Genomic DNA, 14,999 nt, shown 5'->3' with positions numbered 1-14,999 from the left:
ATTTTGTGAATATGTATATTTAATAAGGGTATTAATAGAAAAATAGTTTTTCTATTAATACAGGAGTAAGGAGCATAAGATGATTATTTATAAAACAGATTTTTTATCCACTTTTAAAAGAGTAGATATAATAGTTAATGAAATAATTGAATCGTTAAAAAGTATTCAAGAATTAAATAGTGAAAATACTCTTTTTATGATTGGTTTTATGCTAAGAGAATTGCTTAACAATGCGGTGGAGCATGGCAACAAAAATGATGAATCGAAATATGTATTTTGCGAAATCGATTATGACTATCCATATTTATCTTTTAAAGTTGAAGATGAAGGAAAAGGTGTGATAACTTTAAAAAGAGAGTTTGATTTTGAAGATATTTTACGAGAAAGAAATAGAGGTATGGAGCTTATTTTAAAGTATGGCTTTGTGGTTAATGTTGATGGTAATAAAATTCATGCAATTTATGAACTAAATAATAATAAAGATAGGGGTGTAAGTAATGATTAAAACAATTGAAAATGATGCTATTTATATTAAAATGCAAAAGGATTTAGTTGCTCCAAATATAAGTGAATTTAAATCAAAAATTGTAGATTTTCTTGAAGATAATGAAGATGAATCTGAAGACTTGGATGAAGTTATACTTAATTTATCTGAAATTGATAACATTGATTCTATGGGAGTTACTTTTGTGGTTGGACTATATAAGAGTGTTGTTAAAGAAGGTAAAAGTTTTAGAATTGAAGGATGTAGTGATGATATAAAACAATTGTTTAAATTAATGAAATTAGATGAATTTTTTGATATTGATGAATAGAAGCTTTTAATATAGGGGTGTTTGTATGGGCTACAACATTATAATTGCTGATGACGTAAGAATGAATAGAGTTTTACTAATTGAAATCCTTGATAAAAAACTTAAAGATTTAGTTTTTTTTGAAGCAGAAAATGGTATTGAAGTTGTTAAGCTTTGTGATGATTTTGATATTGATTTAGTTATATTAGATTTGATTATGCCGGTTCAAGATGGATATGAAACTCTTAAAAAACTTAAATTGAATGAAAAAACAACGGATATACCTATTATAGTGAATTCAGCTATTAGTGATGTTGCGAGCATTGAAAAAACACTTGAAGATGGTGCTATCGATTATTTTACAAAACCACTTTCAAAATATGATATGCAAGTTATGCTTCCCTTGAAAGCTAAAAACGCTTTACTGCTTTATGAGCATAAAAAAACAATTGAAAATCTTAATAAAACCCTTAATGGTGAGCTTAAAAATGCAAATGCATTTCAAAATATAATGCTTCCAAAAAATAAAAATTTTAGAAACTTAGATTTGTATATTAAGTTTCAACCGTCTATGGGTATTGGAGGAGATTGTTTTGATTGCTTTGAGAAAGATGGGAAAATTTGGTTCATAATAGCTGATGTTACTGGCCATGGTATTGCGGCTGGAATGGCGTCTTCTATGGTTAAAGTTATGTTTAGATCTAATGCTAATCTTAAAGACACTTCTCCATCTGAAATACTTGAAAATATGAATAATAGTATTTTTGATATGTTTGACTTTGAAGGTGAATTTAACTATATTGTTTTTTCCGCTTTTGTAGGACTAATAGATGATGATGTATTTACATACTCTAATGCTGGTCAGCCATATCCAATCGTAATTAGTGAAGAAGAAGAAGTTACACCTCTCAATAAGAATGGATTGCTTCTTGGTATATTAGAAGGAATTGGATATGAAAATTATGAGATGAAGTTAAATCGTGGTGATGAAATTTTTGTATATACTGATGGTCTTTTTAGTTCGGGTAAAGATAGTGATTTTAAAAATTGGACACTTGTTGAAGAGTTTACTAATCTTTATAAAAGATTAGCTCTAGAAGATCAAAAAACATTTCTAGAAAAGGCATTTAATCATTTTAAGTTAATTCATATGACAGAAGATGGTGATTATACTGATGATGTTGCGATGATGCTACTTAGATTAAAATAAAAATATATTATATTTCATTTTTTATCTTGACATATTGAAAAAAAGATTTATAATAAACTATGTTAGATTGAATTTATTCAAATAATTTCAAGCATTCTCAGTAATAAGTTGATTCCTCGGAGTCAACTTATTATTTTTTTTACGTACAAACAATCGAAAAATTCTGAAAATTACCAGCTGCTTTATTTGAATAATAAGAATAGAATTAAGTAATTCATAGTAGCAATTATTGATAATAGAGTGATATAATATGTATAGATTATAAATATTAATAAGAGGTGAAACATGAGAATTGATGGAAGACAAAACGATGAGCTTAGGAAATTTAATATAACAAGAAACTATTTGCTTCATCCAGAAGGATCAGTTTTAATAGAAACAGGAAATACTAAAGTAATTTGTACTGCAACGATTGAAGAAAAAGTGCCACCTTTTCTTAAAGGTCAAGGTAAAGGGTGGGTAAGTGCAGAGTATTCTATGCTACCTAGATCTACACATACAAGAAAAATAAGAAATTCCTCAAAAGGAAAAATTGATGGAAGAACACAGGAAATTCAAAGATTAATTGGACGTTCTCTTAGAAGTATAGTTGACTTAGAAAAACTTGGCGAAAGAACGATTTGGATTGATTGTGATGTAATTCAAGCAGATGGAGGAACAAGAACAGCATCAATTACGGGTGCGTATGTAGCTCTTATGGATGCACTTATGAAACTTAAAAATGAAGCTTTAATAAAAGAAATTCCAATGAATGATTATATAGCTGCGGTGAGTGTTGGTATCGTTAACGGTGAAGTTTTACTTGATTTATGCTATGAAGAAGATTCAAGTGCCAAGGTTGATATGAATCTTATTATGACATCTAAAGGAGAGTTTATAGAAATTCAAGGAACTGGAGAAGAAGCTCCTTTTTCGAAAGCTGAACTTAATAAATTATTAGAATTTGGAGAAAAAGGAATACTAGAATTAATTGAATTTCAAAAGAAAGCACTTGGTTATTAAATAACTATAACAAAATAAAAGGTGGTTATTGTGAAAAAAATTATACTTGCTTCTGGCAATGAACATAAACTTAAAGAAATATTTGAAATTACTAAGGAATTTAATATAGAATTAATCTCTATGTATGATGCGGGTTTTGGTGAAAAAGATATTGTTGAAGATGGTCATACATTTGAAGAAAATTCATTAATAAAAGCTAAAACTGTTATGGAAAAGCTTGGTGTGAGTACTCTTTCTGACGATTCAGGGCTTATGGTTGATTATTTAGAAGGTGCACCTGGTATTCATTCAGCAAGGTATTCAGGTAAAGACAGAGACTACGATGCAAATAATAAAAAATTATTAAAAGAGTTAGAAAATGTGCCTATTGAAAAAAGAACTGCTAGATTTGTATCTGTGATTACGCTACTTATGACTGATGGTCGTAAATTAGTTGTTAGGGGTGAGGTTGAAGGACTTATTGGTTTTAATGAAAAAGGAAGTAATGGATTTGGCTATGATCCTTTGTTTTATATTCCAAAACTTGATAAAACGTTTGCTGAATTAACTTCTGAAGAAAAAAATGTTATAAGCCACAGAGCAAATGCGCTTATTAAATTAAAAAATGAATTAGGAAAATTTTTAAATCAGAAATAATTTAACGTTTTTTAGATATTGAACAAAGTTTGTTTAAAAAGAGGCAAAAATATGATAAAAATAGGGATTTTAAGTGATAGTCATGGAAAAGATGAAAATATAAGGAAATTTGTATGTGAAATAGAAAAAAAGAATATAGATTTAATTTTTCATTTAGGTGATTTAAAAAGCGATTGTGAAATTATAAAAAAGTATACAAATAAAAAAATTTATTCAGTTTTAGGAAATTGTGATTACATGAGTAGTGGTAATATGGATTTGCTTTTGAATATAGAAGGAATAAAATTTTTTTTAACACATGGACATAAATATGGTGTAAAATATAGTCTTAATAACATTTACTATAAGGCGAAAGAATTAAATGCCGATGTGGTATTATTTGGTCATACTCATTCGCCTTTTATTATTAAAGAAAAGGATTTAGAAATAATAAATCCAGGAAGTTTATCTTTTCCAAGAGGAAAACTCGGAAAATCATATGCCGTTATAACGGTTAATGGCAACGCTTTTGAATCATTTTTATATGAAATATAAAATAATAAAAAAAAAGTGTTGACGTAAACAAAATTATGATATATAATTACTTCTGTTGGCAACGGGGTGTAGCGCAGTTTGGTAGCGCATCTGGTTTGGGACCAGAGGGTCGTAGGTTCGAATCCTGTCACCCCGACCATTAAATATAATTATGTGCATCCGTAGCTCAGCTGGATAGAGCAACGCCCTTCTAAGGCGTAGGTCCTGGGTTCGAATCCCCGCGGTTGCACCATTTTTATTTTTGGATGGAGACGAAAGTGTTAAGTTCCTGAAGTGTTTTTTAGATAATGGTAAATTTTTATTATGAAAAAAATGCTAATTTATATGGCGGTTGTAGTCAAGTGGTTAAGACACAGGATTGTGGCTCCTGCATGCGTGGGTTCGAACCCCATCAGCCGCCCCATTTATATTTTGGGGATTAGCCAAGTCGGTAAGGCAGCGGACTTTGACTCCGTCACCACAGGTTCAAGTCCTGTATCCCCAGCCAAAAAAATATGGTCCATTAGCTCAGTTGGTAGAGCATCTGACTTTTAATCAGGGTGTCCCGCGTTCAAGTCGCGGATGGATCACCAATATGCGGGTGTGGCGGAATTGGCAGACGCGCTAGACTTAGGATCTAGTGTCTTGTACGTGGGGGTTCAAGTCCCTCCACCCGCACCACAAAAACTCTGTTTACAGAGTTTTTTTTTATTGGTAGACACATATAAATTCTTTTGTTATTATATATTCATACGTTGTGTTAATGGATATTAATATAAATTATATTTTAATGGAGGTTATTATGGAAAATAAAATAATTGCTAAAGTAGATGGAAGAGAAATTACTCAAAAAGATATGGATGTACTTATTAGTCATTTAGGAAATCAAGCTATGCAATTTGCAAATCCTGAAGGGGAAAAAAGATTACTTGATGAATTAATTAATGAAGAATTATTTTACTCTCATGGAAAAGAGATAAAAGCTGATGAAGATGAAGCTTTCAAAAGCGAATTAGAAAAAGCTAAAATTTCTTTAATCAAGCAATATATGATTGGACAAACAGTGATGGGTGTAAAAGTTGAAGATGGCGAAGTAGAAGCGTATTATGAAGCACATAAGAATGAATTTACAGCACCAGAAACAGTAAATGCGCATCATATTTTGATAGATGATGAAACAAAAGCAAATGATATCATTGAAGAAATTAATGGTGGACTTTCGTTTGAAGACGCAGCAAAAAAATATTCAAGTTGTCCATCAAAAGAAAAAGGTGGAGATTTAGGATTCTTTGGTAAGGGTCAAATGGTACCAGAGTTTGAAGAAGCATCATTTGCATTAGAATTAAATCAAATAAGTGAGCCGGTTAAAACACAATTTGGATATCATATAATTAAAGTTGTTGATAGAAAAGAAGCATCTTCTAAAGGATTAGAAGAGATGAGAATGGATTTATTAAAAACTTTAACAGCAAAAAAACAATCTGAAGCTTATCTTGCAAAAGTTGCAGAGTTAAAATCAAAATATACAGTAGAAATATTATAATTTTAAATTAATTGTTAAATCAATATAATAAAAATAACTAAGAATATATTTTCTTAGTTATTTTTTTGTTTTGAGATTTTAAAACTAAGTGTTATTATTATAGAGGATGGTATTAGTGAGTTTAGTAAAAGGAGTCGTGAATGAAAAATATAATAGAATTCGAAGTTGGAGATGATATTCAATCTTTTTTTATAATCAAAGATTTAAATTTAAAGACTTCATCAAATAATAAAAAGTATTTTGATATGACATTATCGGATAAAACTGGACAAATGAATTCTAAAGTTTGGGATATAAAAGACGAAATGATAGATCTTTATAAAACTGGCGCCATAGTTAAAGTTAAAGGTGTAGTAACTTTATGGCAAAATAATAAGCAGTTAAAAATTTCAAAAATAAGGCTTAAAAATGATGCAGACAATGTGGATATAAACGAGTTAGTTCCTTCAGCTCCAATTGAGCCTAGCCTTATGTATAAGGAGATTTTTGAGCTTACAGACCTTATGGAAAATAATGATGTAAAAAAATTAGTTCAATATTTTTTAACTGAAAATAAGGAAAAGTTAATGTATTATCCTGCGGCTAAAAGTAATCACCATAGTATTAGAGCTGGTTTACTTTATCATATTTTAAGAATGCTTAAAGTAGGTAAAGGTTTAGTTAAGGTTTATCCTAATATTGATAGCGATTTACTTTATGCAGGGATAATTTTACATGATATGGAGAAAATAAATGAGATGATTTCGGATGAAATGGGTATTGTTTCGAGTTATTCATTTAATGGACAATTACTTGGACATCTGATTATGGGTATAAAAAAAGTAGATGAGGCTGCAAAAAAATTAAATGTTGATGAAGAAATTTCTTCGTTAATTCAGCATATGATTTTGTCTCATCACTATGAACCAGAGTTTGGAAGTCCTAAAAAACCGCTTATACCTGAAGGTGAACTATTACACTATATTGATATGATTGACGCTAGAATGTACGATATGGATAAAGCTTTAAGTAGTGTAGACACGGGTGAATTTACAGATGGAGTTTATGTTCTTGATAGGAGAAGACTTTATAAATCAAAATTTAATAAATAGAGTTAGTTTGCTTTTTTTTCGGGTAATAAAAGAATAATATTAATTGTTATATTATTTTTTTAGGGAAGGAGAAAACAGTATGTTTGATTTTCGACTGATTAAGGATGAAGATGTTGATAAAATAATAAATTGGAAAAATCAAAATGACTATTCGTGCTACGATATAGAGAAAAATAATGTTGATTTGGATCGACTTTTAGAAAAAAAATCATGTGAGTTTTTCGTTGCTCTAGATGAAGATGAGGAATTAGCTGGATTTATTGAATGTTCTTTTGATGAAGATGATGATATTGATATGGGGTGCGCCTTATTACCTGATTTGCTAGGTAAAGGGTTAGGCTTTGATTTTGTTAGTGAATGCGTAGAATTTTTAATTGATTATTACCAATTTTCTGGTGAATCATTGTATACAATTTTAAAATCTGAAGATATTCATTCAAGACGGATTTTTGAAAGAGTAGGTTTTAGTGCTGATGATGAATCTAATGAATGGGTAAAATTAAGTATATATATGTGATTATATTTGTGTTATAGTTAAGTAAATAACTTACAAAACGCAAATAAGGTCTTTTGCGTTTTGTAAGTAAAAAAATTATTACAGGTGATACTTTGAATATTATAGAAATTTTAATAGCGTTTGTTTTATTTTTTATTTATGTATTTAAGAATTTAAGAAATATTTTTTTTGATAAAGCCTTTATAGGTTTTATCTTTTTGTCGTTTGTTTCTGTGTATTTAATAATTTATGATACCTTTAGATGGCAGCTTATACCACTCATATTACTCATTATAATAACCTATATTCTTCTTATTTATATTGGATTTATATATAAAAATAAAAACCTTAAAGTTTCACATAAATTGAGTCGAAGGATTGTAACAGTTTTAATTGCTTCTTTTTTATTTTCGTCTATTATTTTTCCATTAAATGATTTTAAAATATATAAAGGAAAATATTATGTTGGAAATAAGATTTATACAATGATTGATCCGCTGCGAAAAGAAATTTTAAGTAAAAATGAAAACAGGAAAATTTCAGTAAAATTATATTATCCATCAGATTCAATTTCAAAAGAAAGAAATAGATGGATTGATAATATAGATGGCTTAGAAAAATACATATTTGCTAAGTATAAAATACCTAAATTTTTTGTAAGTTATATAGGAAATATAAAAACTAATTCATATAAAAATGTAGAGGTAAGTAATAACGTAGAAAAAATGCCAGTAGTAATAATTTCTCACGGTTTTGCTAGTCTTGGAGATTTTCAGACTTCGCTAGCTGAAAAACTTGCCTCAAATGGATACTTGGTTGCAGTTATAAATCATACTTATGGTTCAATTGTAACGAATATTGATAATAAAAATATATATTTAGATGATAACTTATTCAGTAATGATGATTTGGATTATTTTTCTTTTGGAAAAAATATTATAGATATTTACAAAAAAGATATTATGCTTACAATTGAAGGATTAAAAAAACTTAATTCTGTAAAAAGTAATTTAGATTTTAAAAACAAAATTGATGTAAATAACATTGCACTCCTTGGTCATTCTATTGGTGGTAGTGCAGCTCTTTTACTTGAAAAGGATGATAGAGTGAAATCGGTTATTGCACTTGATCCTTGGATTGAACCAATCAGTAGCAAATTCGTAAAATATGGATTTAACAAACCAACTTCAGTATTAATTTCAGATGAATGGTATAATTCAGAAAACACAAGATATATATTTAGAATTTGCGAGATTAATAATTGTGTAAATTCAAAGGTATATAAAGTAAATAAATTTTCTCATCAAGATTTCACAGACTTGGGTGAACTTGGACTAATGTCAAAATTGTTTAAAATTTCTAAAACTGACAATTACAATTTAAATCACAAGAAAAACAATGCTTTTATTTTAAATTATTTTGATTATTATTTATTAAAGAAGAATACAGAGTCAAAACTTATGTCGTATATAAATGAAAATAATGATATCTTTAAGGCAATTGGAGTAAAAAAATGAATTATGAGTATAAAATTTGGATTATAGAAAACAATATAAAGGTGTTTGGAATAGGACCTATGATGTTATTAGCTAAAACTAAAGAATTTGGTTCACTTAGGAAAGCTTCTAATGATATGAATATGTCATATACGAAAGCGCTTAAAATAGTAAAAAATATAGAATCAAATTTAAATATAAAAATATTAAAACGAAGCAGTGGTGGTCTTGGTGGTGGTGGATCACACTTGACAGTGGAAGCAGAAAACTTAATTGAGAAATTTGAAAAATTTAACAGTGAAGTTGAAAAGGCTATTAATCAAATATATATAAAGAATTTTGAATAAAGGAGAATTATGAGTAATATTACTTTTGCCTTGTTAGTTACAGTGAGTATAGCAATAATTATAATTTTTATAAAAAGTATAATTAGATTTAAAATTTATTTTTCTGTAAAAAAAATAGTATTCTCAGAAATTTATAATTTCGCAAGTAAAAAAAATATTGCAAGTGAAATTGAAGAAAGAGAAATTGTTGTTAGTGTAAAGGAAAAATTTATTTCAAATAAACTAGAGAAATATGTTGATGAATTGTTAATATACTTTGACCTTGATTATTCATTAAATATTGAATTCTTTTTAAATTATTTGGGAAAAAAGCATAAATTTATTTTTGTTTTAACTAAAGAAGAAATTGACAGTATGCTAAGTTGATTATAAAATAATATATATAGGATAACTATTAAAAAAGGAGAAAATTATGAGTTATAAAATGAAGAAGATTGTAACAATTGTGATTATTGGAGCTATGGTGGTTTCATCGTTTATTTCAGTAGCGCTTGCAGCTATTAATTTCCACTAATAATCAAAAGGAATGATTTTATGATAAAGAGGATAGTTGCATTATTGTTATTTATAGGTTTGATTATAGGTTTTTATTTTTATCAATTTAACAATTTAAATAGAACTAAGGTAGCTTTTACTTATGAAGATGATTTTAATACAATAAATAGAGACTTTTGGTATGTTGGTGAATGGGAAACTGGATTTCCTGCATATGATAGAGTAAATACTAAAAACGGTATATTAACGCTAGAAGATGATGAAACTGATAGGGGACCTTATTTATTAAGCAAGCCACTTCCGGTAGTTGCTGGTGACGTTATTACTATTGAAAGAAGGATTAAACTTCATTATGCAAATGATCATTTTACTGGTGGATTTGCTTTAATGCAAACAAATTCAGATAATTTAAAGCCCAAAATTATTGACAATGATTGGGTTAAAAGTCTTGGTGAAGGTGCTGTATTAGTTGAATATACGCATAATTATAATAAAAAAGCTACAAGACCTGGTAGAGATATTTTTAGAATACTTCCTCCAAATTGGAAACAGGACTATAATTATCAAGTTACAGATCCAATTTTTGATGATTGGTTTGAAGAAAAGTTGATTTATGATACAAGAAACAATAAAATAACTTATATTTTAAATGGAAAAGAATATAAAGTGAATGGAGTAAATATTAATAAAAAAAATATTAGAATTTTCACACACTCTTATGGCTGGTTTACTGGTCATTATATGAAAATTGATTGGATTAAAATTAAAATTGAGGATAAAAGATTTAGAACACAAAAATAATTTTAAAAATAGACTTTATGTCTATTTTTTTTAAAATAAAGAGGAATTTATGAGAGAAAATGAAGTAAAAAAAGGATTTAATTATGCATTAAACGTTCTGAGCTATAGAGATAGAACTGAAAAAGAAATAAGAGATAAAATGACTACAAAAGAATATGAAAAGAGTGTTATAGATGAAGTCCTATTAAAATTAAAAAAATTAAATTTAATTAATGATGTAGAATTTACAGAGAAGTATGTAGAATTTAGAATTGAAAGATATGGTAAAAACAGGCTTAAACAAGAATTATTTAGAAAAGGTATTAGTAAAGAAATAATTGAAAATGTATTAAGTTATGTTGGAGAAGATGAGGAATTTTTAGCTGCTAAAGAAATCGCTATAAAAAAATTTAATCAATATGGAGATATACCATTTGAAAAAAAATATAATAGATTGATGGGCTTATTAAGTAGAAAAGGATATAGCTATAGTACTGTAAAAAGAGTATTTGAAGAACTTGGGATTAAAAGGAGTAATTATTATGAATGATATAATAAAAAATTCTCATATAAGATGTGAAAATATGAAATTAAGTAAAAATCAAATTATTTCTAAGAAAATAATTAATCAAAGTGAATTACATAAGAAAATAGAAGAAAATAAGTATATCATAGACATTTCAAAAAAATTTATTGATGACATTAATAATTATTATAGTGATTCTAAATTTTTTGGAATATTAACGGATCCAAATGGCTGTATTTTAATGACTTTTGGCGAAGGCGAAATAATGGAAGTTGCTAAAAATATGAAGATGATTCCGGGCGCTTATATGAATGAAGATAGTATTGGAACAAATGCAATGTCTCTTGTAATATCTGAAAAAAAGCCTATACAAATTTCAGGTGATGATCATTATATTTTGGCTTACCGAAAATGGACATGTTCAGCCTCACCGATAATAAATAAAAGTGGGAAAATGCTTGGTATAATTGATATTACAGGTTATAAAGAATTTATGCATCCACATACGCTTGGAATTGCAATATCAATAGCAAACTCAATTACAAAAATTATTGAAAAAGAAGAAGCAAATGAAAGTTTAGCTTTAGAAAAAAAATATTCTGAAACAATAATGGATTTTATTAATTCTGGTATACTAACTTGCGATTTGGAAGGGAATATTAAATCATACAATAGATATATTAAAGAAATGTTTGGATTTAGTTCGAAGGAGCTTGATTCTTTTAAAGCTTGGCGTTTATTTAAAGGCTGGAATGATATGACTTCAAGTGTGTATAACAATGAAAACTACAGCGACAAAGAAGTATTTGTTAATACAAAGAGAAATAAATTAATGTATTCTCTAACAGTATACCCTATATATGATACTTTAGGCGAAGTAAAAAATATTATACTAATATTTAAAGATATAAAAAAAATTAGAAAACTTGCAAATGATATTATGGGAAGACATGCAATCTATACTTTTGATAAAATAATAGGAAAATCAAAAAAAATAAAAGATGTAAAAAAAATGGCTATGAAAATTTCCGATAGCAAATCTACTGTATTAATACTAGGCGAAAGTGGTACTGGAAAAGAGAGTTTTGCTCAATCTATACATAATTATGGAGTAAGAAAAAATGAATCATTTGTTGCGCTGAACTGCGCGGCAATACCAAAAAACTTAATTGAAACTGAACTTTTTGGATATGAAGAAGGTGCTTTTACAGGAGCAAAAAAAAGTGGACAACCCGGAAAGTTTGAAATTGCTGATGGTGGAACTCTTTTTTTAGATGAAATAGGTGAAATGCCACTTGATATGCAATCAAAACTTTTAAGAGTTATTGAAGAAGGCGTAGTATGTAGAGTAGGTGGACTTAAAGAAATGGTTGTAGATGTAAGATTAATTGCTGCTACCAATTCAAATTTAGAAGATGACGTCGTAAATGGTAAATTTAGAAAAGATTTATATTATAGGTTAAACGTTCTTCCGCTGAAACTTCCTCCACTTAGGGAGATAAAAGAGGATATTCCTTTATTTATTGAACATTTTATGAAAAAAACATCTAAAAAATTAAATAAAAATATTGTTGAAGTTGATTTTAACCTAATGGCAAGTTTAAAAAATTATTCATGGAAAGGAAATGTTAGAGAACTCGAAAATTTTGTAGAACATGCAATTAATGCTGAGAGAATACCGATTGAAACGTTAAAACAAACTAAAGAAAATAAGTCATTAAATTTTTTAAATGCGAAATTAGGTTATTCACTAGAAGAAATTGAAAAGGAATATATTATAAAGACATTAATAGAAAAAGAATATAATATAACGAGTGTAGCAAAGATACTTGGGATTGGAAGAAATACTTTATATAGAAAAATGAAAAAATATAAAATTGATACAAGTATTTAAAAACACTATGTCTTTTGCAAAGAAGTGTTCTAATCTGTAACAGTGTTCTAAAAAGGAACGTAATTATTTATTTCTATATTTTGCAATTAAAGGCTTTAAGATTTAGTATTACTAAGTGTTCGAAATTGGAACAAATTTGTGTGGAGAAAAAAATTATAAAAATTTGAAAAGACTATAATTTAGTAATAATAATACTAAATTATAGTCTTTTTATATTATAAAGCTAATATATAGGCATAATAATTCTAGAAATATGACAATAGTGTTATTTATTATATATTTAAGAGAGTAATTTAGTAAAATACGTAATTTTGGCATACTATTTGCAATATAACTTCCTAGAAAATATAGAAACCTAAAAACAAAAGGGAGGAATATTATGTACGGTTATAATGGTAAAGTGTTAAGAGTAAATTTAAGTGAAGGCACTACAAAAGTAGAAGAGCTAGACTTGGAATTAGCAAAGAAATACATAGGTGGTAGAGGTCTTGGAAGTAAACTTTTTTACGATGAAGTTGGTCCTAAAGTAGATCCTTTTAGTGAAGAAAACAAAATATTTATTGTTACTGGTCCGCTTACTGGAACTGCAACTCCAACTGGTGGAAGATATATGGTTATTACAAAATCGCCTCTATCAGGAACTATTGCAAGTTCAAATTCAGGTGGATTTTGGGGTGCGGAATTAAAATTTGCAGGTTATGATGTAATTGTTATTGAAGGTAAAGCAAAAGAACCTGTTTATATTAGTATTGTTGACGATAAAGTTGAAATTAGAAAAGCCAATCATGTTTGGGGTAAATATGTATCGGAAGCTACAGATATAATTGCAGATGAAAGTCCAGATAGGGCCAAAATTATGACAATAGGACCTGCTGGAGAAAAACTTTCTTATATTGCTGCAATAATGAACGATAAAGATAGAGCAGCTGGAAGAAGTGGTGTTGGCGCAGTAATGGGTTCAAAAAACCTAAAAGGTATTTCAGTTAAAGGTAGTAATAGACCAAATATATTTGATAAAGATAAGTTAAAATTAGTTTATAAAGATGCACTAGCTAAAATTCGTGAGAATGGTGTAACTGGACAAGGCTTACCAACTTATGGAACTGCAGTATTAGTAAATATAATTAATGAAAATGGCGCATTTCCAGTAAAAAACTTTCAAGGTTCAGTTTATGATAAGGCGGAAGATATTAGCGGAGAAACAATGGTTGAAAAACACCTTATTAAGACTACAGCTTGTTATGGTTGTCCAATTGGCTGTGGTAGATATGTTAGAATCGGTGAAAATGGAGAAGGCGGAGGACCTGAATACGAAACAATATGGGCATTTGGAGCTGATTGTGGTATCTCTGATTACGGAAAAATTATTGAAGCAAATCATTGGTGTAATGAAATGGGACTTGATACAATTTCTGCGGGTTCAACACTAGCATCTGCTATGGAATTATATGAAAGAGGTATTATAAAAGAAGAAGAATTTGATGGTGATAAATTAGAATTTGGAAACGCTGATTCAATTGTAACATGGACTAAAAAGATGGGACTTTCCGAAGGCCTTGGAAAAAAACTTGCAATGGGCTCATATAGACTTACAGATAGTTATGGTGCTAAAGAATTGTCTATGACAGTTAAAAAACTTGAAATTCCAGCTTATGACCCAAGAGGAATTCAAGGACAAGGTCTGGCATATGCAACATCAAATAGAGGTGGATGTCACGTAAGAGGTTATTTAATTTCACCTGAGATACTAGGTCTTCCTGAAAAACTTGATAGATTTGCTTTAGACGGTAAAGCTGTATGGGCTAAAGTATTCCAAGATTTAACTGCATCAATTGATTCATTAGGACTTTGTTTATTTACGTCTTTTGCTTTAGGCGCTAAAGAATATGCAGATTTAGTAAATTCAGTTTGTGGAACTAATCATACTGCGGACAGTATTTTGGAATCAGGGGACAGAATTTGGAATTTGGAGAAATTATTTAACCTTGAAGCAGGAATAGCACCAAGTGAGGATACACTTCCAAAGAGATTACTAGAAGATCCAATTTCAGAAGGTCCGTCTAAAGGTTGGGTTAATAAATTAGATCAATTACTTCCAGAGTATTATAAGGCAAGAGGATGGAGTGAAGATGGAATTCCAACTAAAGAAACAATAGCCAAGCTTGGAATTAAGTAA

16 protein-coding genes and 6 tRNA genes are annotated in these 14,999 nt (G+C 28.5%); all 22 read left to right on the top strand.

Features of this window, described 5'->3' with window-relative positions; translation table 11 throughout:
- Positions 1 to 79: 79 nt before the first annotated feature.
- The 22 genes from AACH12_RS11095 (at position 80) to AACH12_RS10990 (ending at position 14,999) form a co-directional block, all read left to right on the top strand.
- Positions 80 to 505, top strand: coding sequence for an ATP-binding protein (locus AACH12_RS11095; RefSeq protein WP_338535475.1), 426 nt, complete (start codon positions 80 to 82; stop codon positions 503 to 505).
- Complete coding sequence (locus AACH12_RS11090) at positions 498 to 815, top strand: STAS domain-containing protein (RefSeq protein WP_338535474.1); 318 nt, start codon at positions 498 to 500, stop codon at positions 813 to 815. Before AACH12_RS11095 ends, AACH12_RS11090 begins: the two co-directional genes overlap by 8 nt.
- A 25-nt stretch (positions 816 to 840) precedes the next feature.
- Positions 841 to 2,004 (top strand): PP2C family protein-serine/threonine phosphatase, encoded by a 1,164-nt coding sequence (locus AACH12_RS11085; protein WP_338535473.1) that lies wholly within the window; start codon positions 841 to 843, stop codon positions 2,002 to 2,004.
- Between the two features lie 285 nt (positions 2,005 to 2,289).
- Positions 2,290 to 3,006 carry a ribonuclease PH gene (rph, locus tag AACH12_RS11080; protein ID WP_338535472.1) on the top strand — a complete coding sequence of 239 codons (717 nt, stop codon included), beginning with the start codon at positions 2,290 to 2,292 and terminating at the stop codon, positions 3,004 to 3,006.
- 30 nt (positions 3,007 to 3,036) lie between these two features.
- On the top strand, positions 3,037 to 3,642 hold the full coding sequence (locus AACH12_RS11075) for an XTP/dITP diphosphatase (protein ID WP_338535471.1): 606 nt from the start codon (positions 3,037 to 3,039) through the stop codon (positions 3,640 to 3,642).
- A gap of 51 nt (positions 3,643 to 3,693) precedes the next feature.
- Positions 3,694 to 4,176, top strand: a complete 483-nt coding sequence (locus tag AACH12_RS11070; protein ID WP_338535470.1) for a metallophosphoesterase — start codon at positions 3,694 to 3,696, stop codon at positions 4,174 to 4,176.
- A gap of 62 nt (positions 4,177 to 4,238) precedes the next feature.
- Positions 4,239 to 4,315: transfer RNA gene (locus AACH12_RS11065), tRNA-Pro, on the top strand.
- A 16-nt stretch (positions 4,316 to 4,331) separates the two neighbouring features.
- Positions 4,332 to 4,408, top strand: a tRNA-Arg gene (locus AACH12_RS11060).
- Between the two features lie 95 nt (positions 4,409 to 4,503).
- Positions 4,504 to 4,579: transfer RNA gene (locus tag AACH12_RS11055), tRNA-His, on the top strand.
- A gap of 9 nt (positions 4,580 to 4,588) precedes the next feature.
- Positions 4,589 to 4,663 (top strand) — tRNA-Gln (locus AACH12_RS11050).
- 9 nt (positions 4,664 to 4,672) lie between these two features.
- Positions 4,673 to 4,748, top strand: a tRNA-Lys gene (locus tag AACH12_RS11045).
- 4 nt (positions 4,749 to 4,752) lie between these two features.
- Positions 4,753 to 4,836, top strand: a tRNA-Leu gene (locus AACH12_RS11040).
- Positions 4,837 to 4,957: 121 nt separating this feature from the next.
- On the top strand, positions 4,958 to 5,698 hold the full coding sequence (locus tag AACH12_RS11035; RefSeq protein ID WP_338535469.1) for a peptidylprolyl isomerase: 741 nt from the start codon (positions 4,958 to 4,960) through the stop codon (positions 5,696 to 5,698).
- 140 nt (positions 5,699 to 5,838) lie between these two features.
- Positions 5,839 to 6,789: a 3'-5' exoribonuclease YhaM family protein gene (locus AACH12_RS11030; RefSeq protein ID WP_338535468.1), complete on the top strand. Its 951-nt coding sequence runs from the start codon at positions 5,839 to 5,841 to the stop codon at positions 6,787 to 6,789.
- A gap of 79 nt (positions 6,790 to 6,868) precedes the next feature.
- Positions 6,869 to 7,306, top strand: a complete 438-nt coding sequence (locus AACH12_RS11025; protein ID WP_338535467.1) for a GNAT family N-acetyltransferase — start codon at positions 6,869 to 6,871, stop codon at positions 7,304 to 7,306.
- Positions 7,307 to 7,398: 92 nt separating this feature from the next.
- Entirely contained in the window at positions 7,399 to 8,802 is a 1,404-nt protein-coding gene (locus AACH12_RS11020; protein WP_338535466.1) for an alpha/beta fold hydrolase, read from the top strand.
- Positions 8,799 to 9,128: a winged helix-turn-helix domain-containing protein gene (locus AACH12_RS11015; protein ID WP_338535465.1), complete on the top strand. Its 330-nt coding sequence runs from the start codon at positions 8,799 to 8,801 to the stop codon at positions 9,126 to 9,128. Before AACH12_RS11020 ends, AACH12_RS11015 begins: the two co-directional genes overlap by 4 nt.
- Positions 9,129 to 9,137: 9 nt before the next feature.
- Positions 9,138 to 9,494, top strand: a complete 357-nt coding sequence (locus AACH12_RS11010) for a hypothetical protein (RefSeq protein ID WP_338535464.1) — start codon at positions 9,138 to 9,140, stop codon at positions 9,492 to 9,494.
- Positions 9,495 to 9,662: 168 nt separating this feature from the next.
- Positions 9,663 to 10,424, top strand: coding sequence for a hypothetical protein (locus AACH12_RS11005; protein ID WP_338535463.1), 762 nt, complete (start codon positions 9,663 to 9,665; stop codon positions 10,422 to 10,424).
- A 49-nt stretch (positions 10,425 to 10,473) separates the two neighbouring features.
- Positions 10,474 to 10,953 (top strand): regulatory protein RecX, encoded by a 480-nt coding sequence (locus AACH12_RS11000; RefSeq protein ID WP_338535462.1) that lies wholly within the window; start codon positions 10,474 to 10,476, stop codon positions 10,951 to 10,953.
- The gene (locus tag AACH12_RS10995; protein WP_338535461.1) at positions 10,946 to 12,823 is read left to right on the top strand and encodes a sigma-54 interaction domain-containing protein; all 1,878 of its coding nucleotides are present in this window, start codon (positions 10,946 to 10,948) and stop codon (positions 12,821 to 12,823) included. Before AACH12_RS11000 ends, AACH12_RS10995 begins: the two co-directional genes overlap by 8 nt.
- A 379-nt stretch (positions 12,824 to 13,202) precedes the next feature.
- Positions 13,203 to 14,999 carry an aldehyde ferredoxin oxidoreductase family protein gene (locus tag AACH12_RS10990; protein WP_338535460.1) on the top strand — a complete coding sequence of 599 codons (1,797 nt, stop codon included), beginning with the start codon at positions 13,203 to 13,205 and terminating at the stop codon, positions 14,997 to 14,999.

The organism is Helicovermis profundi (genome assembly GCF_033097505.1).
In the GTDB taxonomy this organism is placed as follows: domain Bacteria; phylum Bacillota; class Clostridia; order Peptostreptococcales; family Acidaminobacteraceae; genus Helicovermis; species Helicovermis profundi.
The sequence above is the reverse complement of the archived record's forward strand: the minus strand, read 5'-3'. Positions and strand labels throughout refer to the sequence as shown.